The 19,740-nt window shown below is 63.3% G+C and carries 20 protein-coding genes; 12 read left to right on the top strand and 8 right to left on the bottom strand.

Annotated elements, in window-relative coordinates; all coding sequences use genetic code 11:
* The first annotated feature begins 5 nt into the window (after positions 1-5).
* Positions 6-929 (top strand): methyltransferase domain-containing protein, encoded by a 924-nt coding sequence (locus CEW83_RS20715; RefSeq protein ID WP_108951053.1) that lies wholly within the window; start codon positions 6-8, stop codon positions 927-929.
* 20 nt (positions 930-949) lie between these two features.
* Positions 950-1,597 carry a pyrimidine 5'-nucleotidase gene (locus tag CEW83_RS20710; RefSeq protein WP_108951052.1) on the top strand — a complete coding sequence of 216 codons (648 nt, stop codon included), beginning with the start codon at positions 950-952 and terminating at the stop codon, positions 1,595-1,597.
* A 19-nt stretch (positions 1,598-1,616) separates the two neighbouring features.
* Here CEW83_RS20710 and hemB read toward each other — a convergent pair whose 3' ends face one another.
* Both hemB and yihA read right to left on the bottom strand, forming a co-directional pair.
* Positions 1,617-2,633, bottom strand: coding sequence for a porphobilinogen synthase (gene hemB, locus CEW83_RS20705; protein WP_199915173.1), 1,017 nt, complete (start codon positions 2,631-2,633; stop codon positions 1,617-1,619).
* A 194-nt stretch (positions 2,634-2,827) separates the two neighbouring features.
* Positions 2,828-3,490 carry a ribosome biogenesis GTP-binding protein YihA/YsxC gene (gene yihA / locus CEW83_RS20700; RefSeq protein ID WP_108951051.1) on the bottom strand — a complete coding sequence of 221 codons (663 nt, stop codon included), beginning with the start codon at positions 3,488-3,490 and terminating at the stop codon, positions 2,828-2,830.
* Positions 3,491-3,610: 120 nt separating this feature from the next.
* On the opposite strand from yihA, the gene CEW83_RS20695 reads away from it, so the two are divergent.
* On the top strand, positions 3,611-4,237 hold the full coding sequence (locus CEW83_RS20695) for a c-type cytochrome (RefSeq protein ID WP_108951050.1): 627 nt from the start codon (positions 3,611-3,613) through the stop codon (positions 4,235-4,237).
* Positions 4,238-4,351: 114 nt separating this feature from the next.
* Here the strand turns inward: CEW83_RS20695 and CEW83_RS20690 are convergent, their stop codons facing one another.
* Positions 4,352-5,158 carry a ferritin-like domain-containing protein gene (locus tag CEW83_RS20690; RefSeq protein WP_108951049.1) on the bottom strand — a complete coding sequence of 269 codons (807 nt, stop codon included), beginning with the start codon at positions 5,156-5,158 and terminating at the stop codon, positions 4,352-4,354.
* 133 nt (positions 5,159-5,291) lie between these two features.
* On the opposite strand from CEW83_RS20690, the gene glp reads away from it, so the two are divergent.
* From glp to phoU, 3 genes are read left to right on the top strand one after another with little or no spacing between them, the layout of a single operon-like run.
* Positions 5,292-6,542: a gephyrin-like molybdotransferase Glp gene (gene glp, locus CEW83_RS20685; protein WP_108951048.1), complete on the top strand. Its 1,251-nt coding sequence runs from the start codon at positions 5,292-5,294 to the stop codon at positions 6,540-6,542.
* A gap of 29 nt (positions 6,543-6,571) precedes the next feature.
* The gene (gene rpiA, locus CEW83_RS20680; protein ID WP_108951047.1) at positions 6,572-7,234 is read left to right on the top strand and encodes a ribose-5-phosphate isomerase RpiA; all 663 of its coding nucleotides are present in this window, start codon (positions 6,572-6,574) and stop codon (positions 7,232-7,234) included.
* 60 nt (positions 7,235-7,294) lie between these two features.
* Positions 7,295-7,996 (top strand): phosphate signaling complex protein PhoU, encoded by a 702-nt coding sequence (gene phoU, locus CEW83_RS20675; RefSeq protein ID WP_108951046.1) that lies wholly within the window; start codon positions 7,295-7,297, stop codon positions 7,994-7,996.
* 96 nt (positions 7,997-8,092) lie between these two features.
* On the opposite strand, the gene CEW83_RS20670 is transcribed toward phoU, so the two are convergent.
* From CEW83_RS20670 to CEW83_RS20650, 5 genes are all read right to left on the bottom strand, one after another.
* Positions 8,093-8,365, bottom strand: coding sequence for an oxidative damage protection protein (locus tag CEW83_RS20670; RefSeq protein WP_108951045.1), 273 nt, complete (start codon positions 8,363-8,365; stop codon positions 8,093-8,095).
* A gap of 110 nt (positions 8,366-8,475) precedes the next feature.
* Positions 8,476-9,873, bottom strand: coding sequence for a sensor domain-containing diguanylate cyclase (locus tag CEW83_RS20665; protein ID WP_108951044.1), 1,398 nt, complete (start codon positions 9,871-9,873; stop codon positions 8,476-8,478).
* Between the two features lie 55 nt (positions 9,874-9,928).
* Entirely contained in the window at positions 9,929-11,221 is a 1,293-nt protein-coding gene (argA, locus tag CEW83_RS20660; RefSeq protein ID WP_108951561.1) for an amino-acid N-acetyltransferase, read from the bottom strand.
* Between the two features lie 268 nt (positions 11,222-11,489).
* Complete coding sequence (gene pap / locus CEW83_RS20655; protein ID WP_108951043.1) at positions 11,490-12,977, bottom strand: polyphosphate:AMP phosphotransferase; 1,488 nt, start codon at positions 12,975-12,977, stop codon at positions 11,490-11,492.
* A gap of 54 nt (positions 12,978-13,031) precedes the next feature.
* Positions 13,032-13,754, bottom strand: coding sequence for a 16S rRNA (uracil(1498)-N(3))-methyltransferase (locus tag CEW83_RS20650; protein WP_108951042.1), 723 nt, complete (start codon positions 13,752-13,754; stop codon positions 13,032-13,034).
* A 128-nt stretch (positions 13,755-13,882) separates the two neighbouring features.
* Here CEW83_RS20650 and CEW83_RS20645 point away from each other — a divergent pair, with 128 nt between their 5' ends.
* The 6 genes from CEW83_RS20645 (at position 13,883) to CEW83_RS20620 (ending at position 19,726) form a co-directional block, all read left to right on the top strand.
* Positions 13,883-14,692 (top strand): inositol monophosphatase family protein, encoded by an 810-nt coding sequence (locus tag CEW83_RS20645; RefSeq protein WP_108951560.1) that lies wholly within the window; start codon positions 13,883-13,885, stop codon positions 14,690-14,692.
* An 81-nt stretch (positions 14,693-14,773) separates the two neighbouring features.
* A complete protein-coding gene (locus tag CEW83_RS20640) occupies positions 14,774-15,025 on the top strand; it encodes a hypothetical protein (protein WP_108951041.1) in 252 nt (83 codons plus the stop codon).
* 64 nt (positions 15,026-15,089) lie between these two features.
* Positions 15,090-15,965, top strand: coding sequence for a phosphoribulokinase (locus CEW83_RS20635; protein ID WP_108951040.1), 876 nt, complete (start codon positions 15,090-15,092; stop codon positions 15,963-15,965).
* A gap of 161 nt (positions 15,966-16,126) precedes the next feature.
* A complete protein-coding gene (gene tkt, locus CEW83_RS20630) occupies positions 16,127-18,148 on the top strand; it encodes a transketolase (protein WP_108951039.1) in 2,022 nt (673 codons plus the stop codon).
* Positions 18,149-18,241: 93 nt separating this feature from the next.
* On the top strand, positions 18,242-19,255 hold the full coding sequence (gap, locus tag CEW83_RS20625) for a type I glyceraldehyde-3-phosphate dehydrogenase (RefSeq protein WP_108951038.1): 1,014 nt from the start codon (positions 18,242-18,244) through the stop codon (positions 19,253-19,255).
* 21 nt (positions 19,256-19,276) lie between these two features.
* A complete protein-coding gene (locus CEW83_RS20620; RefSeq protein ID WP_108951037.1) occupies positions 19,277-19,726 on the top strand; it encodes a hypothetical protein in 450 nt (149 codons plus the stop codon).
* Positions 19,727-19,740 lie beyond the last annotated feature (14 nt).

Raw genomic sequence — 19,740 nt, 5'->3', positions numbered from 1 at the left:
CACCAGTGGCGCAGGATCAAGACTTCCAGCTCGACCGTAGACTGCTCAGGCAGCGCTTCGACCGCGCGGCTGCACGCTATGACAGCGCCGACGTTCTCGCACGCGAGATTTCCCGACGCATGGACGAGCGCCTCGACTACATCCGGATCTCGCCCAAGCGCATCGTCGACCTTGGCTGCGGGACCGGCAGCGACCTGCTGAGACTTGCTGAGCGATTCCCCGAAGCCGCGCTCATCGGGCTCGACTTCTCGCTCCCGATGCTTGAGCAATGCCGCCGCCGCACCACGCCGCAAAGCGGCACGGCGCGGCGCCTGCTGGGGCGCCTGATCGGCTCTTCACCGCATGGCACACCGGTGGTCGCGGCAGACGCGAACGCCCTTCCACTGCCGCGTGCGAGCGTCTCGCTGGCGTGGTCCAACCTGATGCTGCCGGGGCTGCACGACCCCCTGCCTGCGCTGCAGGAAGCGCACCGGGTGCTTGAAGTGGGTGGCCTGCTGATGTTCTCCAGTCTCGGCCCCGACACGCTGCGCGAGCTGCGCGAAGCGCTGCCCGATCAGGCCGGCGAAAGGGTGCACCGCTTCATCGACATGCATGACATCGGTGACGTGCTGGTCAAGGCCGGTTTTTCAGACCCGGTCATGGACATGGAGATGCTGACCCTGACCTACAACGATGTCGACGGCCTGCTCAGCGATCTGCGCGCCAGCGGCGGCAACAACGCTGCCAGCTCACGCCCGCGCGGCCTCAGCGGCCGCGACGGCTGGGCGGCTGCACGGGCGCACTACGAAAAACTCCGTACCGAAGGGCGCCTGCCGGCCACCTTCGAGGTCATTCAGGGGCACGCATGGAAAGCCCCTGCAAAAAACACCGAGGACGGCAGGGCTGTGATCCAGTTCCGTCCGCGGCAGACCGACAGTTCGTCGAGCTGATCACCAAGGACGATGCTCCGATGACCTCCGCCCCAGTCTGGCTGTTCGACCTCGACAACACGCTGCACAACGCCAGCCCGCACATCTTCCCGCACATCAACCGCAGCATGACGGCCTATCTCGAGCGCCACCTCGCGCTGAGTGCGGACGAGGCCAACGCACTGCGAACCCGTTACTGGCATCAGTACGGTGCAACGCTGCTCGGGCTCATGCGCCATCACGCGACCGACCCTCACCACTTCCTGAGCGAGACCCACAGCTTCGATCGCCTGCACAAAATGATGGTGTTCGACCGCGCCCTGAAAGGCATGCTGAAGAAACTGCCGGGGCGGAAAATCGTGTTCTCGAACGCCCCGCGCAGATATGCCGAGAACGTGCTCGGCATCATGGGCATCCGCAACATATTCGACGACGTGGTCGCCATCGAATCGCTGAACATGCAGCCCAAGCCCGGAATGGCTGCGTACCGGCAGATCATCCGCCGTTACCGCCTCGACCCCCGTCGCTGCATCATGGTCGAAGACACCGCGGCCAATCTGCGTACCGCGCGCCAGCTGGGCATGCGCACGGTCCTCGTGGGTGGCGGCAGCCGTCACCCCGCCTATGTTGACGTGAAGATCCGTTCCATCCTCAAACTGAGGCGCGCTGCGGGCAGCCTGCTCGGCTGAACCCGCAGACAGCGGACGATCAGTCGCCGGCGCGCAGCCAGCGTGCAGCGTCGAGCGCGAAGTAGGTCAGGATGCCGTCGGCACCCGCGCGCTTGAAGGCCACCAGCGCCTCCATTGCACACGCCTTCTCATCCAGCCAGCCGTTGGCCGCAGCGGCCTTGAGCATGGCGTATTCGCCGCTCACCTGATAGACGTAGGTCGGCACCTGCAGTTCGGTCTTCACCCGACGCACGATATCGAGATAAGGCATGCCTGGCTTGACCATGTACATGTCCGCACCCTCGGCGATATCGAGGGCAACCTCGCGGATGGCCTCATCGCTGTTCGCGGGATCCATCTGGTACGTGTACTTGTTGCCCTTGCCGAGATTGCCGGCCGAGCCCACTGCGTCCCGGAAAGGACCGTAGAAACTGGATGCGTACTTAGCCGAATAGGCAAGGATACGGGTGTAGATGCGCTGATCTTCATCGAGCTTTGCCCGAATGCGCGCTACCCGGCCATCCATCATGTCGGATGGTGCAACGACGTCGGCCCCGGCCTGGGCATGGCACAGCGCCTGTTTGGCGAGCGCTTCGAGCGTCTCGTCGTTGAGGACATAGCCCCGCGGATCCGCGGGATCGATCAGTCCGTCCTGGCCGTGGCTGGTGTAGGGGTCGAGCGCGACGTCGGTGATCACGCCGAGATCCGGGAAGTTCGCCTTCAGCGCCTGCACTACCCGCGGCACCAAGCCGTCCGGGTTCCAGGCTTCTTCCGCACCCTCGCTCTTCTTGTCGGCGCCAACCACCGGGAAAAGTGCGAGCGCCGGCACGCCCAGGTTCTGTGCCTCTTCGGCCAGTCGCAGCAGACCGTCGAGCGACACCCGCGAAACACCGGGCATCGACGATACCGGTTCTACCGCAGCTTCGCCCTCGAGGACAAACACCGGATAAATGAGGTCGTTTGCTGTCAGCACATTCTCGCGCATCAGACGACGCGAGAAGTCGTCACGCCGCATGCGCCGCATGCGGGTGGATGGAAAGTTCGGATTGGCTTGCATTTCGAGTCCGTCAGAAGTCATGAAAAAGCGATCGACGCAATCGATCGGACTAAACACATACGGTAACGTTTTCGGCCGGGAACTTCACGCCTGGGGGACCATCTCACACCGCAGATGGTGATGAACCATCTCCCGCTTCACCTCCCTGAGCGGGGCCTCGACCCTATCGAGGCTTTTCACCCCCGGCCTCCCCCTTAGCCGGGGGTTTTTGTTTTTGTACCCGCCGTTTCATCTGCGGGCAGCGCAGCGTCCGGCGCCAGCTCGTTCATCCCGAGCCAGCCGGTGACGATGCGTTCGCACTCCTCGACACCGGTTTTCTTCAGACTGGAGAACAGCTGCGCGGTCACTTGCGGGCCATAGGCCGCGAGCTCCTTGCGCACCGCGATCAGGGTCGCATTGGCCGGACCGCGCGAGAGCTTGTCGCTCTTGGTCAGCAACACATGAATCGGCCTGCCCGACGGCGCGAACCAGCCGATCATCTGGCGGTCGAGCTCGGTCATCGGACGACGCGAATCCATCATCAGTACCAGTCCGATCAGATTCTCGCGCTCTTTCAGATACGTCTCGATCAGCCCGCCCCACTCGCGGCGGATCTTCTCGGGAACTGCGGCATAACCATAGCCCGGCAGGTCGACCAGACAGGCGCCGCAATTGAGACGGAAAAAGTTGAGCAGCTGCGTCCGCCCGGGCGTCTTGGAGACGTAGGCCAGACGAACATGACCCGCGAGCGTGTTGATCGCACTCGATTTGCCAGCGTTGGAGCGGCCGGCAAAAGCGATCTCCGAACCGTTGGGCGGTGGAAGCCCCGAGGGCTTGGCGATCGAAATTTCGAATTGTGCGTTGCGGAAGATGGGCATCGAAGAAGGGCTCAAAGGCCGTTGGGCTGGGTAAAAACCCTCTTCGCGTCGCGCAACGAGGGTTTCGTGATATAGAATACCGCGTTTTAGGGCATTCACTCACGGCTTTCCGAGGACATCATGATCAAGCGTTCCCTGCTGCTCTCGCTGCTGCTGGTCGCAGGCAGCCTCCAAGCTCAGGATCAGGCACCCGACCTGGCCAAGGCAAAACAGACCGCTGAGACGATCTGTGCAGGCTGTCACATGGCGGACGGCAACAGCCAGCTTCCGGCAAACCCGAAGCTCGCTGGCCAGCACTCCGAGTACCTGTTCAAGCAACTGCAAGAATTCAAGAGCTGGGACGGAAAGCCGCCTGCGCGTGAAAACGCAGTGATGGGCGCCATGGTCGCCGGTCTCGACGTGGCCGACATGAAAGCACTGGCGGAGTACTTCTCCTCACAGACGCTGCAGCCTGAAGCCGCCAAGAACCTCGACACCCTCAACGCCGGTCAGCACATCTGGCGCGCAGGCATTGCATCCAAGGGCGTTCCCGCCTGTGCAGCCTGTCATGGCCCTGCCGGTGCCGGCCTGCCTGCCCAGTACCCTGCGCTCGCGGGTCAGTTTGCCGACTACACCGAAGCCCAGCTGAAGAACTTCCGTGACGGCGCCCGTGCAAACGACCCGAACTCGATGATGCGCATGATCGCGTTGAAGATGACCGACAAGGAAATGAAGGCTGTGGCCGACTACGCAGCCGGCCTGCGCTAAGCGCAGTTCGCACGAACAGGAAAGGGTGGCTGCGGCCACCCTTTTTTTGTTCCTGCCCCACTCATGCCACGCACCTGCCCGCAGTGCAGGCTGAGCCCTGATGCTGCGGCGTGTTCAGTGCCGGCCGCGCGCCAGGCGATCCAGTTCGGCGGCACTGAATCCAGCCGCCAAACGCGCCTCCCGGTGCAAGGGCGGCTGCGGCCAGGGTGCGTCGAAGCGGGCAATCAGATCGAGATAGCACGCCTCGGCATCCAGCCCCCGGTCCTCGCAGCACCTGCGGAACCAGCGGTCGCCAATCGCCACATGCCCCACTTCGTCACGCAGGATGATGTCGAGCACCGCAACGCTCTCCCGGTCACCGATACTGCGCAACTTGTCCGCAATCGGCGGCGTGGCATCGAGCCCGCGCGCCTCGAGCACACGCGGCACCAGTGCCATGCGCGACAGCACGTCGTCCGCCGTACGACAGGCCATCTCCCACAGCCCGTTGTGCGCAGGGAAGTCTCCGTAGTCATAGCCAAGCGCAGTCAGGCGCGCCTGCACCAGACCGAAGTGATAAGCCTCCTCTGCCGCCACCATCAGCCATTCGTCGTGAAAGCTGCGCGGCATGCTGCGAAAACGATGAACGCAATCGAGCGCGAGATTGATGGCATTGAATTCGATGTGCGCAATCGCGTGCAGCATCGCCGCATGCCCTTCCCGCGTCCCCACCCGGCGCGCAGAGAGCTGCTGCGGCGGCACGAGCTGCGGACGTCGCGGACGCCCCGGCACTGTCACTGCGTGCGGGTCGTCCGCGCCCGGCACGGGCTCGAGCGCACCGACGCACCAGTCCGAACGCAGCTGCATCGTGGCCGCGCACTTGGCGCCGGGATCGTCGAGCATCATCGCCGCCAGGGCGGCTTCGTGAACATTCTGGGTCATGCTGCAAATTTTAACGGCAGACCTGCGCGACAGGTTGGCACGCCAACATTGCGTAATACGCCAGTCGTGCCTGCATTGTGGTAAAAATGGACGTCCGCGACATCATTCGTCACCGCACCTCCGGATCCAGCAGATGACTCAGCCAAGCCCTCCCGAAACGACGCCCCGCAACTTCCTGAGCGCCGACGAAGCAAGAGCAACCATCCTTGATGCAGTGAGCACGATCGTTGGCTGGGAGCGCGTTGCCGTGCGCTCAGCGCTCGGCCGTGTGCTCGCCCTCGATGTCATTGCCCCGTGCAACGTCCCTGCACACGATAATTCCGCCATGGACGGCTACGCCGTGCGGGCGATCGACCTTGCCGCCAGTGGCGACACGGCGCTCACCGTGGTTGGCACGGCCTACGCCGGGCGCCCCTTCTCCGGCATCGTCGGCGCCGGCCAGGCGATCAGAATCATGACCGGCGCCGCCATTCCCGAAGGTGCAGACACCATCGTGGTGCAGGAAGTCACGCGCCGCGAAGACAACCAGGTCTTCATTCCCGCAGGCCAGCGACGTGGTCAGAACCTGCGCCGTGCCGGCGAGGACCTCGCCCTGGGCAGCGCAGCCCTGAGCGCCGGAAGGCGTTGCGGACCGGCCGAGCTTGGCCTGATTGCCTCGCTTGGCATCGCCGAAATCACCGTCTGCCGGCGCCTGCGCGTGGCGTTCTTTTCCACCGGTGACGAGATCGCATCCATCGGCCGTCCGCTTGCACCCGGCGAAGTGTACGACAGCAATCGCTACACCTTGTTCGGTGCCCTCAGCCGCCTCGGCTGCGACCTCATCGACATGGGCGTGATCGCGGATAACCCGGCCGCGCTCGAAGCCGCCTTCAGCGAAGCCTCGCAGGCCGCCGACGTCATCATCACCAGCGGCGGCGTATCGGTTGGCGAAGCGGACTTCATCCGCGACATGATGATGCGCATGGGCGAGGTTTCGTTCTGGAAACTCGCCATCAAGCCCGGCCGCCCGATGGCCTTCGGGCGCATCGGCAATGCAATGCTGTTCGGCCTGCCGGGCAACCCGGTAGCGGTGCTTGTGACCTTCTATCAGTTCGTGCAGGACGCCCTGCTCAAGCTGATGGGGGTCAATCCGCTGCCGCCGGCCGGCCTGTTCGAGGCAAGCTGCAGCGACACCATCCGCAAGCAGCCCGGACGCTGCGAGTACATCCGCGGCCGACTGTCGCGGGCCAACGGCCAGATCAGCGTGGCACAGGCAGGCGCGCAAGGCTCGGGCATCCTGCGCTCGATGTCCGAAGCAGACTGCTTCATTGTCCTGCCCGAGGACTGCGCAGGCGTGCAGCCCGGTGACCGGGTGCTGGTCCAGCCCTTCGACGGCCTCGTCTGAAACACACGACCCCACCATACGGATTTTTCATGAATCAGGACGAACTCAAGAAAGCCGCTGCCCTGGCAGCACTCAAGGAAGTCGAGGACGGCAGCATCGTCGGCGTCGGCACGGGCTCTACGGTCAACCACTTCATCGACGGACTCGCCGGCATGCGCGACCGCATTCGTGGCGCCATCTCCAGCTCGGAAGCCAGCTCGAAACGCCTCGCCGCCCACGGCATCAAGCTTTTCAGCCTCGACGAGATCGAAGAGATCCCGGTCTATATCGACGGCGCGGATGAGATCGACGGTCACTTCTGCATGATCAAGGGCGGCGGCGGCGCACTCACGCGCGAGAAGATCGTCGCCGCCGTATCCCGTCGCTTCGTGTGCATCTGCGACGCGAGCAAGCAGGTCGCTACGCTCGGCAAGTTTCCGCTGCCGGTCGAGGTCATTCCGATGGCCGCGGCTCAGGTATCGCGCGAACTCGTCCGCCTTGGCGGCTCGCCGCGCCTGCGTGAGGGCTTCGTGACCGACAACGGCAATCTGATCCTCGACGTGCACGGGCTGTCAATCAGCGACCCGGTGGCGATGGAAACCACGCTCAACCAGATCGTCGGCGTTGTCACCAATGGTCTGTTCGCCCGCCGTGGTGCCGACGTCCTCTTGCTCGCAAGCGCCGGCGGCGTCGAGCGTCAGCTTCGTGACTGAAACAAAACTTTCATTTGGACCTGATAGCCTGTCGCCTTCCTGGAATAAGCCATGCCAAAAATGACCGAACATACCCACAAGCAGTTCGATACCGAACTGGAAAAGATCCGTACCGGCGTACTGCAGATGGGCGGCCTGGTCGAAACCCAGGTTGCGAATGCGCTCGAGGGCCTGAAAACCGGGAATACCGCGCTGCTCGAACGCGTGATCGACGGTGACCACCGGATCAACCTGCTCGAAGTCGAGATCGACGAAGAGTGCAACCAGATCATTGCCAAACGCCAGCCCGCAGCGGTTGACCTGCGTCTGGTGATGACCGTCATCAAGGCGATCGCCGATCTGGAGCGCATCGGCGACGAGGCCAAGAAGATCGCCAAGGCGGGCAAGCGCCTGCACTCCGGCGACCATACCTTCTCGATGCGCGTCGACCTGAGTCACGCCACCGGCCTGGTGCTCGACATGCTGCGCAGCGCGCTCGACAGCTTTGCCCGTGCCGATGTGTCGAACTGGACGGCAATCACCAAGCAGGACGAGGACGTGGATGCCAGCTTCAAGGGCACCATGCGTCAGCTGATCACCTTCATGATGGAAGATCCGCGCACGATCTCCAGCAGTCTCGAAGTGCTCTTCATCGCCAAGGCCATCGAGCGCATCGGTGATCACGCAAAGAACGTCGCCGAATACGTGGTGTTCCTCGTTCAGGGACGAGATGTCCGCTACGCCAAGTCCGTGGCAGCCGAGGCAGGCAACACCAAGGCCTGATTCCGGGCACCGGATCGAAAAAAAGGGATGGTCGCAGACCATCCCTTTTTCATTTCCGCTGCGGCCGGCCACCAGGCCGCACCGCGGAATCCTGGCTCAGGCAGCCGGCGGTACGTATCCACCGATCTGGTCTGCACCACCTTCGAAGAAGTGCTTCTCCATCTGTTCGGCGAGATACTTGCGCGCACGCGCGTCCATCAGATTGAGGCGGTTCTCGTTGATCAGCATGGTCTGGTACTTGACCCACTGCTGCCAGGCTTCCTTGGAAACGCTGGCGTAAATACGCTTGCCCAGTTCGCCTGGAACCGGCGGCAGGTCAAGACCTTCGGCCTCGCGACCCAGCTTCACGCAATTGACCATACGGGCCATTATTCATTCCTCTTTGCAATTGGGGTTAGTCGAACACTCAGGCGCCCATTCTATCAGCCTGTCGAACACGGGCAATTGCGCCGAGCACAACGCATGAACCAGCACCGCGCTCACTGCCCGGCCAGACTCCAGCAGTTGCGCCCCGCGTCCTTGGAACGGTACATGGCCCGGTCTGCCGCAGCCATGAGGGTCTCGACATCCTTTCCGTGATCCGGATAACAGGCGGCTCCAATGCTGGCGGTAACACTCGCCTCGTGCCCGGAAAAATGGAAACGCAAGGACGCAACGCCTTCGAGCAGTCGGCTGGCAAGCTCCGACAGGGCTTCGGCATTGGCGTCGGGCACCAGCACGGCAAACTCGTCTCCGCCAAGACGAAAGAACATCTCGTTGCGGCGCACGATTCGACGCAGCCCATCGGCCAGCCCGATCAGCACCTCGTCGCCGGCCGGATGTCCGTACTGGTCGTTGATCGGCTTGAAGCCGTCGAGATCGAAGGACAGCAAGCCGACGCCGGTCTTCCGACGCTCGGCGTCGGCCAGCAGGCGGTCGAGCTCTTCATGAAAGCGTCGGCGGTTGAACAGATTGGTCAGCGGGTCGCGCTCGGCAAGCGCCACCAGCTGCTCGGCCACCTGGCGGCGCTCGGTAACGTCCTCGTAAATCCACACTCGCCCGATACCGCGCCCATCGAGCCCGCCCTCGACGACCGCCGAAATGTCGGTGACGATCCGGCCATCCTTGAACTTGAACTCATGCGGCTCACTCACTTGTGGGGAACGAACGACGCTGGCGATATGCGCAAAATACGCGGACGGATCCATCAGCAGGGGCGCAATCGTGCTTTGCAGCACCACATCCCTCACCCCGATCAGGTTCTCCTCCGGCGGATAGCCCCACAGCTTGAGCATCGCACTGTTGAAATAGAGCACACGGTGATCCCGGTCGATGAACAGGATCCCGAGCCGGATGACGTTGAGCAGGGCCGAGAGCCGATGCCGCTCATCGTTGCTGCGCGTGAGATAGTGCTCGCGCAAGGCCTGCGCCCGTCGCAGCTCGGCCACCGTTTCGAGCAGCGTGTACTCGGTTTCCTTGCGCGCCTGAATGTCTTCTGCCGACAGGCGGACACCCTCGATGCCCCCCTGCTCGTCACGCAGTGCGCGCCAGTGGCAAGCCACCCAATTGAACCTGCCGTCGTCGCGCTGCAGGCGAAGCTCGAAATCGCGCGCCTCGCCCGATGCCAGCACTTCACCCATGACGCGGCGGCAATAGGCCAGATCGGAAGAATGCACCAGCAATGCCAGCGCATCATCGGCACCGAGGTAGCGCGTGGGCAGACGCGCCGTGAGGCGTTCGACCGAAGGACTGATCCAGCGCAGCCTGCCGTCGTGGCTGAACATCGCCTCGACCCCGTGAATGCCCTTTGCCACACTGCGCAGCAGTGCCAGTTCGGCGGCATCGTCCGCTTTTCGCGAGCGCGCCGAGCGGCGCCAGATGTGCGGAATCTTCAGCATTCGCCGCCAGCCCCCGGTGGCGATGTCGTGCGCGAGAGCATGGCGGCAGCGCGATTCATAGCGCTTTTACAAACACCTTGGAGCGACGCTGCAGGTTGTACAGATCGCGTTTGCGCTGAGGCAGCGTCTCGGGTCCGATTTCACTGAAACCGCGCTCGCGGAACCAGTGTGCAGTGCGGGTGGTAAGAACGAACAGCCGCTCCAGGCGCTGCATTCTCGCCCGGCGCTCAATCCGCTTCAGCAATTGATCACCAAGGCCCGCTCGACGGTATTCGGGCACGACGGCGAGGCAGGCAAGCTCGGCCGCGTTGTCTTCGGTGAATGGGTAGAGCGCCGCACACCCGACCAGCATGCCGTCATGCTCGACCACCGTGAAGCGCTCGACCTCCTGCTCGAGCAACTCCCTGCCCCGTCGCACCAGGGTGCCGTCGGCTTCCATCGGCGAAATCAGCGACACCAGCGCCGCGACGTCATCGATACCCGCTTCGCGCAGGCGGAACAGTGCGTCCCGCGACACCACGGTGCCTACACCGGCGTGAGTGAAGAACTCGAGCAACAGGCCGCCGTCCTCGTCGCGGTCGATCAGGTGACTGCGTGCGACGCCCTTGCGAACCGCCCGGATCGCACACGGCAGATACAGGTGCAGGTCTTCGGTAAGCCCCTCACCCGCATCGAAATGCCGCTGCGCCTCGTCGGCCGTAACGGACTCGATCAGTTCGCCGTCGCTGTCGAGCAGGCCCGGCGCATCACACAGGTAGATCAGCTTCTCGGCCTTCACCGCGACCGCAACTGCTTCTGCCACCTCTTCCATGCACAGGTTGAAGATCTCGCCGGCGGGAGACACGCCCAGCGGCGTGATCAGGACAACGTTCTGCTGATCGAGGTCGGCATTGATCTCGTCGGCAATGATCTTGCGCACGGCGCCGGTGAACTGGTAATCGACACCGTCGACCACCCCGACCGGGCGCGCCGTAATGAAGTTGCCACCGGTCACGCGCATGTAGCTGCCCGCCATCGGCGTATTGGGCAAGCCCTGGGAAAGCAGGGCCTCGACCTCGAAGCGGGTCACCGCCATGGCGGACTTGACGCATTCGAGCGCTGCCGGGTCGGTCACCCGGAGGCCGTTGTGAAACCGCGACTCGAGCCCCCTGCGCTCGATCTCCGCATCAATCTGCGGTCTCGCGCCGTGCACCAGCACCAGGCGGATACCCAGCGCGGCAAGCAGGTTGCAGTCGTAGGCAAGCTTCTGCGCGAGCTCGCCACCAGCCACTTCGCCTCCAAAGCCAACAACGAAGGTCTTGCCTCGAAAGGCATGGATATAGGGGGCTGCACCACGCACCCAGGCCACGAACTGGGCCGTCGAGTCGAAACCCGTTGCCGCCGGCTTGTTTGCACCGGTATCGGCAGTGGTTTCAGGGGAAGAATCATCGCTCAAGAATTCACCGCTTGGTTTAAGCAGACGACTGCCGCCGTTGGCGTGCGCCGCCTCACGTTGTTGTCATGTTTCAATTCTAACGGACACAACCGCAGTTTGATGTTGCATTGCAAGAAAGCGTGAAGCCCTGTTTTGTAACAGACATCTTCATTGCCGCTGCCTACGCCGGTCAGGCAGGCTCTCACTTTGCCATTGCCGCCTCAAGGGCTTCGCACACCGTGCGCAGGATCTTGATTCGCGCGAACAGCTTGTTGTCGGCTTCGACCAGCGTCCACGGAGCGTTTTCAGTGCTGGTGCGGTCTGCCATGTCACACACCGCACGTGCGTAATCGTCCCAGCGCTCGCGATTGCGCCAGTCCTCCTCGGTGATCTTGAAGCGCTTGTGCGGCTCAGCTTCACGCGCCTTGAACCGCGCCAGCTGTTCATCCTTGCTGATCGCAAGCCAGAACTTCACGACGACCGTACCGGCCTGCACCAGCTGATCCTCGAAATCGTTGATCTCGCCATACGCCCGCATCCAGTCCGCCTCGGAGCAGAAGCCCTCGACCCGCTCGACCAGCACCCGGCCATACCAGGAGCGGTCAAAGATCACGACCTTTCCCCGGCCCGGCAGGTGACGCCAGAAGCGCCACAGATAGGGCTGGGCAAGCTCCTCCTCGCTCGGCGCAGCAATCGGGATGATGCGGTACTGACGCACATCGAGCGCGGCCGTGATGCGCCGGATTGCGCCGCCCTTTCCCGCGGCGTCGCCTCCCTCGAAGACCAGCACCACGCCGTGCTCGCGGAAGGCAGGATCGCGGGTCAGCAGCGCCAACCGGCCCTGGTAACGTTCCAGCAGGTCCTCGTACTCCTTCTTGCTCATGTCCTGCTTGAGTTGCAGGCTGTTGAGCAGATTGAGCGAATCGATCGCGGGCGGCAGCGGCGCCGCCGTCTTGCGCGGCATCCAGTGCCGCTGTGCGGTGTCGAGGCGCTTGCGCAGGCCGTCGAGCAGCACACGACCGACAAACAGCGCACGAAAGCGTGCATCGCTGCCGTCAACGATCGTCCACGGACAGTCACCTGTGCTGGTCAGACGCAGCGCGCGCCCGGCGACGTCCCGGTAGCGCTCGTAGCGTTCAAAGTAGTGCCAGTCGCGATCGGTGACACGCCAGCGCGTCTTGGGATCCTTTTCGAGCTCCTTCAGACGCTTTTTCTGACCATCCTTGGAGAGGTGGAACCAGAGCTTGATCAGCAGCACGCCCTCGTGGGCCAGCATCTCCTCAAAGCGGCGAATTTCGTCCATCTGCTGGTCAAAATCGGCTTTCTTGCTGCTGCGCTCCACCCGCTCGCGGATCGGTTCGGTGTACCAGTTGTTGAACAGCACGCCGATCTTGCCTTTCGGGGGCAGCGCGCGCCAGAACGGCCACATGAAGGGGCGGACCGATGCCTCATCGGTCGGCGTATCGAAAGCCCAGGCCTCGATATGCCGCGGGTCCATCCATTCATTGAGAAGGTTGACGGTCTCACCCTTGCCCGCACCGTCGATGCCATTGATCAGCACCACCACCGCGAACTGCTTCGAATCGAGCAACTCGAACTGCGCGTCGAGCAAGGCAGCACGCAATGCGGGGACGGCCTCGTCGTAGGTTTCCTTGTCGGTACGGTGACCCAACTCGGCGGATTCAAACATCAGACATCCTTTCGTGATCGCATCTGCGTTTGGGAGGACTGCCGGACTGGGGCTTCAGAGATCGCCCCAACGCGCCTGCATGGCCGCAATGGCGGCCAGTCCCGCGGTTTCAGTGCGTAGTATCCGCGGTCCGAGGCCGAGCGCAATGGCACCCGTCGCACGGCATGCATTCAACTCGGAGTCGCTCCATCCGCCCTCGGGGCCGATCATCAGATGCAGCGCGGCCCCGGGCCGCGGCAGTTCCGCCAGCGGCCGCTCCCCCCCGGGCGCAAGCACCAGCCTGTCCGCGCCCGCATTCGCTTCAAGATAGGCGGTTAGCGACTGGATCGGCGCCACCTCGGGAACGACATTGCGCCCGCTCTGCTCGCAGGCGGAAATCGCCACCTGCTGCCAGTGTGCCTGACGTTTCTGCGCCCGCTCTCCGGAGAGCCTCAAAACAGAGCGCTCTGCCTGCACGGGGATCACCCGGGCCACACCAAGCTCGACCGCCTTCTGCACGATCCAGTCCATTTTGTCCCCGCTCGCCAGCGCCTGCACCAGAATCAGTTCGAGCGGAGACTCACGGCTGATCTCATGCCGCTCGCCGAGCACGGCGAAACCCTGTTTTCCCCGCACCACAAGGCGGGCATCGACCTCGATACCGGAACCGTCGAACAGCACCATGGGCTCACCCTCTGCCAGACGCAATACGCGCAAGGCATGGTGAGAAACGGCAGCGGGAAGGGGGACCTCGCCGTCCGGCGGGAGGACACCATCAAAATGAAAGCGTGAAATCATCGTAAGATTATAGGCATGCACCTTCCCCCGCGGCACCTCGCCACCAACATCTTCCCTGCGTGCAGGGCATGCCGGATGCTGGCGAGGCCGCGCTATTCGTAACCCACACCCACGACGGAGTGCCTGAGATGCCCACTGCAGCACAACGCCTGGCCCGCGCCCGCGCCCTCGAATCCCTGGTTCGGGAGATCGCGCGTGACGAGATCCTGCCCCGCTACCTGAAATCCTCACGTAACAGCAAGGCGGACGGCAGCTTCTTCACCGAGGCAGACGTCGCATCCCAGCAGCGCTTCACCGAGGCCCTGCCCGAACTGATGCCCGGGCCGGTGCTCGGCGAGGAGATGAGCGCCGAAGAGCAGGGCCATCTGTGGAGCAAGGGCCGGCGTGGCATGTGGTGCATCGACCCGATCGACGGCACGACGAACTTCGCCAATGGCATCCCCTTCTTTGCGGTGTCGATCGCCTACCTCGTCGATTACGAGCCCCGCTTCGGCGTGGTGTACAACCCGATCACGGACGAGAGCTTTTATGCCGCCAAGGGTGCGGGCGCCTTTCTCAACGGTACCGAACTGCCCCTGCGCAAGGGCTCCAAGCGCCTTCGAGAGGCGGTTGCGGGCGTCGACTTCAAGCGCATCAGCCACCATCTCGGGGACGAACTGGCGGTACGGCCGCCCTACTATTCGCAACGGAATTTCGGCTCGAGCGCGCTGGAGTGGTGTTTCGTGGCCGCCGGACGACTCGACGTCTACCTGCACGGCGGACAAATGCTCTGGGACTATGCAGCCGGCCAGCTGATTCTTTCGGAGTCCGGCGGACTGGCGATGGCACTCGATGGCGGCACCCTGATGGCCGGCCCCGCGGTCAAACGCGGCGTGATTGCGGCGGCCAGCCCGGCCCTGTTCGACGAATGGCGCGCATGGCTGCAGTCGCACTCCTGAAGCCCAAAAGGATCATCGCAGGATACTGCACTGCACCATATCGCGTTATGATTTGCGCAAACAGCCATCCCCGATAGCGTTATGAACTCACCCGCATCAGCCCAGTCCATGCAGGATGAAAGCGCTGAACAGCGCCGATATCACCGCGTACGGGAGATCTTCGACGAAGCCAGCCTCCTGATCGCGCCCTTTTTTGCGCGTGAGAGTCGCTGGGCGAACAGTACGCTCGACCACCTTGCCTACCGCGTCGTCAGGGACCGCTATCCCGAACTGACTGCGGCCGAGGTTCACGTCCTGGTGGTGGCTTGCGCCCGCGTCTACGCGGACGACTGAATCGGCCGCTGAGCGCCCGCCCCGACCCCAGCCCTACTTCCGACCATCGCCTCCGGATCAGATCATGTCCCTGAAACATCCCATCATCGCGGTGACCGGCTCCTCGGGCGCAGGCACGACGACAGTAAAGCATACTTTCGAGGCGATCTTTCATCGCGAAAACGTCAACGCGGCGATCGTCGAGGGCGACAGTTTTCATCGCTTCACCCGCGCCGAGATGAAAGCGCAAATCGAGGAGGCCGAGCGCGCGGGCGAACGCGGCATCAGCCACTTCGGTCCCGAAGCCAATCTGCTGGAAGATCTTGAGAACCTGTTCCGCGCCTACGGCGAATCCGCCACGGGCCGCCGCCGCTACTACATCCACAACGAAGCCCAGTCCATGCGCTGGAACCTTCCCATGGGCAGCTTCACCGCATGGGAAGACCTCCCGGTCGGCACCGACTGCCTGTTCTATGAAGGCCTCCACGGTGCAGTGGTCTCCGAGCGGGTGGATGTTTCCCGCCACGTCGATCTGCTGATCGGCGTCGTACCCACGATCAACCTCGAGTGGATTCAGAAGATCCACCGCGACACACGGGTACGCGGCTACTCCCCGGAGGCAGTGCAGGACACCATCCTGCGCCGCATGCACGATTACGTGCACTACATCGTGCCGCAGTTCTCCCGCAGCCACATCAATTTCCAGCGCGTGCCGGTGGTCGACACATCGAACCCCTTCATCGCGCGAGATGTCCCCACGCAGGATGAATCCATGGTGGTCATCCGCTTCAAGGACCCGCGCGGCGTGGATTTTCCCTACCTGCTGCGAATGATCCACGATGCCTTCATGAGCCGGGCCAACACCATCGTAATCCCCGGCGGAAAGCTCGACCTTGCCATGCAGCTGATCCTGACCCCGCTCATCTGGAAGCTCATGGAAAGACGCCGCCAGTGGGTCTGAGTCCGCCGCTGGCGCGCCTGCCCGACTGGCCATTCATGCCGATGTGCTTTGAACGGGCAGGCCGGCCACTGTTGCAAAAGGGCTCGCCACTACCAAACACCCCCTGTTTTCGGCGATAATTCGCGTTTTTTCCAGCCGCCCCTCCCGGCTTTGAGGAAACCATGTCGCAGTCCAGAAACGTCAAGCCCCCGGTTTTCAACCCCATCACAGGCGCGATTCGCGCGCTGGCAATGGATGCAGTGCAGAAGGCCAACTCCGGCCATCCGGGCGCTCCGATGGGTATGGCTGAAATTGCCGAAGTCCTCTGGCGCCATCACCTCAAGCACAACCCGGCCAATCCGCAGTGGGCAGACCGTGACCGCTTCGTGCTCAGCAACGGCCACGGCTCGATGCTGATCTACGCCCTGCTCCACCTCACCGGCTACGATCTGCCAATCGAGGAGCTCAAGCGCTTCCGTCAGCTGCACAGCAAGACGCCGGGGCATCCCGAATACGGCTATACCCCGGGCGTTGAAACCACGACCGGTCCGCTGGGACAGGGCATCACCAACGCAGTGGGCATGGCGCTGGCCGAAAAGGTGCTCGCTGCCGAATTCAACCGCCCCGGCCACGACATCGTCGATCACCACACCTATACCTTCCTTGGCGACGGCTGCCTGATGGAAGGCATCAGCCACGAAGCCTGTTCGCTGGCCGGCACCTGGGGCCTGGGCAAGCTGATTGCCTTCTACGACGACAACAACATCTCGATCGACGGCCATGTGGACGGCTGGTTCACCGACGATACGCCGAAGCGCTTCGAGGCCTATGGCTGGCAGGTGATCCGCGACGTGCAGGGCCACGACCCGGTCGAGATCGACGCTGCGATCAAGGCGGCGCAGGCCAACACCGCTCAGCCGACCCTGATCTGCTGCAAGACCGTGATCGGTGCAGGCTCCCCCAACAAGCAGGGCAGCCACGACGTACATGGTGCGCCGCTGGGTGCAGCAGAGATCGAAGCTGCGCGCGCGCTGATCGGCTGGAGCCACGCTCCGTTCGAAGTACCGGCCGATGTCTACGCAGCCTGGGACGCCCGTTCGGCGGGCGCTGCCGCAGAAGCCGGCTGGAACGACAAGCTTGCTGCCTACACTGCAGCCTTCCCCGAGCAGGCCGCCGAATTCCGCCGTCGCGTGATCGACAAGGCTCTGCCGGCCGACTGGTCCTCGCACGTCGAAGCCGTGATCGCAAAGATCACCGACAAGGCCGAGACCATCGCCACCCGCAAGGCGAGCCAGAACAGCATCGAAGCGTTTGCGCCCAAGCTGCCCGAACTGATCGGCGGCTCGGCCGACCTCGCCGGCTCCAACCTCACGCTGTGGTCCGGCGCAAAGGGCGTCAGCCGCGAGACCGGTGGCAACTATGTGTACTACGGTGTGCGCGAGTTCGGCATGGCGGCCATTGCCAACGGCCTCAGCCTGCATGGCGGCCTGATCCCCTACACCGCCACCTTCCTGATGTTCAGCGAGTACGCCCGCAATGCACTGCGCATGGCTGCGCTGATGAAGCTGCGTCAGGTGTTCGTCTTCACCCACGATTCGATCGGCCTCGGCGAGGACGGCCCGACCCACCAGCCGGTGGAGCAGACCGCCACCCTGCGCCTGATCCCGAACATGGATGTATGGCGTCCTTGCGACACCACCGAATCCGCCGTTGCCTGGGCATGCGCAATCGAGCGCAAGACCGGCCCGTCGTCGCTGTGCTTCTCGCGCCAGAACCTGCCCTTCCAGGCCCGCAGCGGCGAACAGATCGCCGAGATCCGTCGCGGTGGCTACATCCTGTCCGAGGCCGCAGGCGGCAAGGCGCAGGCAGTCATCATCGCCACCGGCTCCGAAGTCGCCCTTGCCATCGCAGCACAGAAGGCACTGCTCGACGACGGCATCACGGTGCGTGTGGTGTCGATGCCTTCGACCAACGTGTTCGACCGTCAGGATGCCGCCTACAAGGCGTCGGTGCTGCCGGCAGGCGTGCCGCGTGTTGCGGTGGAAGCGGGCGTCACCGACGGCTGGCGCAAGTATGTCGGCCTCGAAGGTGACGTCATCGGCATCGACAGCTTTGGCGAATCGGCACCCGCCGGCGAGCTTTTCAAGCATTTCGGCATCACCACCGAACATGTGGTCCAGTCCGTAAAACAACGCATCAGCTAAGCAAGCCGTCGCTCCCGGACCGGCGCGAGAGGTGCCGGCGCCGGGGGCGTCGGTACTCGATTTTTCAGCCATTCCAGTCAGGGAGACTTTTCGATGACCATCAAGATCGCCATCAACGGCTACGGCCGCATCGGCCGCTGTACCGTCCGCGCCCTCTACGAACTCGGTCTGCGTGACCAGTTCGAAATCGTCGCCATCAACGCCTCAGGTGACCTGGCCACCAACGCTCACCTGACCAAGTACGACACCACCCATGGTCGCTTCGCCTTCCCGGTTGAAACCGAAGGCGAAAACATGATCATCATCAACGGTGACCGCATCCCCTTCTTCTCCACCAAGAACCCGCTCGACATCAACTGGGGCGATCTCGGCGTGGATGTGCTGCTCGAGTGCACCGGTGCCTACACCACCAAGGCCAAGGCCGAAGTTCACCTCAAGCAGGGCGCAAAGAAGATCCTGATTTCCGCGCCGGGCGGCGACGACGTCGATGCGACCATCGTCTATGGCGTCAACCACGACGTGCTCACGAGCGCGATGACCGTGGTCTCCAACGCCTCATGCACCACCAACTGCCTGGCACCGGTCGCCAAGGTTCTGCAGGACAACATCGGCATCGAACAAGGCCTGATGACCACCATCCACGCCTACACCAACGACCAGGTGCTGGTGGATGTGCGTCACAAGGACCTGCGTCGCGCACGTGCCGCCGCACAGAACATCATCCCGACCAAGACCGGCGCGGCCAAGGCCGTCGGCCTGGTGCTGCCGGCGCTCAAGGGCAAGTTCGACGGCTTCGCACTGCGCGTGCCGACCATGAACGTATCGCTGGTCGACCTCACCTTCACCGCAAGCCGCCCGACCTCGAAGGAAGAGATCAACCAGCTCATGACCGAAGCCTCCAAGGGCGCGCTCAAGGGTGTGCTGGCGGTCAATGAGGCACCGCTCGTGTCGATGGACTTCAACCACGACCCGCACTCGTCCACCTTCGACGCCACCCAGACGCGCGTCATGGACGGCACGCTGGTCAAGGTGCTGGCCTGGTACGACAACGAATGGGGCTATTCCTGCCGCATGCTCGACGCTGCCAAAGCCGTCGCTCAAGCCTGATCCTGCGAGGAATTCACAACAATGAACCGTTCCCTCGTTGCACTCCTTTCGGCCGCAGCACTGCTCGCTGGCGGCTGCGTCTCCAACCCGCTCAAGCCGGCCGAACAGGCTGCCGACAAGCCTGCTGCAAGCACAACCGCAGACGGCAAGGACTATCGCACGGTCAAGTCGCGCGACGGCAGCTTCGATGGCGAGATCTGGGGCAAGCCCGCCAGGAACAGCAAGTTTACTTCGCTGCAGATCGGCATGTCGCAGGGCGAAGTCGAAGACAAGATCGGCCGCGGCTCCGACATGAAGAGCTATGTCACCGGCAAAGCCTGGATTCCTTTCTACTTCGGCACTGACGGACATCGCTTCGAGACCTACTACAAGGGTCAGGGCAGTCTGATCTATACCGGCGGCGGCATCGGCGGCGGACGTGGCGTGCTGATCGGCATCAACCACGACGCAACCGAAGACGGTTACCAGTAATCACCCAGAAGGGT

The sequence above is a fragment of the Parazoarcus communis genome, from assembly GCF_003111645.1.
Lineage (GTDB): Bacteria > Pseudomonadota > Gammaproteobacteria > Burkholderiales > Rhodocyclaceae > Parazoarcus > Parazoarcus communis_A.
The sequence above is the reverse complement of the archived record's forward strand: the minus strand, read 5'-3'. Positions and strand labels throughout refer to the sequence as shown.

What these genes read in the sequence shown, in the direction of transcription:
- CEW83_RS20710 (WP_108951052.1), top strand. Translation starts at nt 950, where the DNA reads ATGACCTCCGCCCCAGTCTGGCTGTTCGACCTCGACAACACGCTGCAC.
- hemB (WP_199915173.1), bottom strand. Translation starts at nt 2,633, where the DNA reads ATGCAAGCCAATCCGAACTTTCCATCCACCCGCATGCGGCGCATGCGG.
- yihA (WP_108951051.1), bottom strand. Translation starts at nt 3,490, where the DNA reads ATGCCCATCTTCCGCAACGCACAATTCGAAATTTCGATCGCCAAGCCC.
- CEW83_RS20695 (WP_108951050.1), top strand. Translation starts at nt 3,611, where the DNA reads ATGATCAAGCGTTCCCTGCTGCTCTCGCTGCTGCTGGTCGCAGGCAGC.
- CEW83_RS20690 (WP_108951049.1), bottom strand. Translation starts at nt 5,158, where the DNA reads ATGACCCAGAATGTTCACGAAGCCGCCCTGGCGGCGATGATGCTCGAC.
- glp (WP_108951048.1), top strand. Translation starts at nt 5,292, where the DNA reads ATGACTCAGCCAAGCCCTCCCGAAACGACGCCCCGCAACTTCCTGAGC.
- rpiA (WP_108951047.1), top strand. Translation starts at nt 6,572, where the DNA reads ATGAATCAGGACGAACTCAAGAAAGCCGCTGCCCTGGCAGCACTCAAG.
- phoU (WP_108951046.1), top strand. Translation starts at nt 7,295, where the DNA reads ATGACCGAACATACCCACAAGCAGTTCGATACCGAACTGGAAAAGATC.
- CEW83_RS20670 (WP_108951045.1), bottom strand. Translation starts at nt 8,365, where the DNA reads ATGGCCCGTATGGTCAATTGCGTGAAGCTGGGTCGCGAGGCCGAAGGT.
- CEW83_RS20665 (WP_108951044.1), bottom strand. Translation starts at nt 9,873, where the DNA reads ATGCTGAAGATTCCGCACATCTGGCGCCGCTCGGCGCGCTCGCGAAAA.
- pap (WP_108951043.1), bottom strand. Translation starts at nt 12,977, where the DNA reads ATGTTTGAATCCGCCGAGTTGGGTCACCGTACCGACAAGGAAACCTAC.
- CEW83_RS20650 (WP_108951042.1), bottom strand. Translation starts at nt 13,754, where the DNA reads ATGATTTCACGCTTTCATTTTGATGGTGTCCTCCCGCCGGACGGCGAG.
- CEW83_RS20645 (WP_108951560.1), top strand. Translation starts at nt 13,883, where the DNA reads ATGCCCACTGCAGCACAACGCCTGGCCCGCGCCCGCGCCCTCGAATCC.
- CEW83_RS20640 (WP_108951041.1), top strand. Translation starts at nt 14,774, where the DNA reads ATGAACTCACCCGCATCAGCCCAGTCCATGCAGGATGAAAGCGCTGAA.
- CEW83_RS20635 (WP_108951040.1), top strand. Translation starts at nt 15,090, where the DNA reads ATGTCCCTGAAACATCCCATCATCGCGGTGACCGGCTCCTCGGGCGCA.
- tkt (WP_108951039.1), top strand. Translation starts at nt 16,127, where the DNA reads ATGTCGCAGTCCAGAAACGTCAAGCCCCCGGTTTTCAACCCCATCACA.
- gap (WP_108951038.1), top strand. Translation starts at nt 18,242, where the DNA reads ATGACCATCAAGATCGCCATCAACGGCTACGGCCGCATCGGCCGCTGT.
- CEW83_RS20620 (WP_108951037.1), top strand. Translation starts at nt 19,277, where the DNA reads ATGAACCGTTCCCTCGTTGCACTCCTTTCGGCCGCAGCACTGCTCGCT.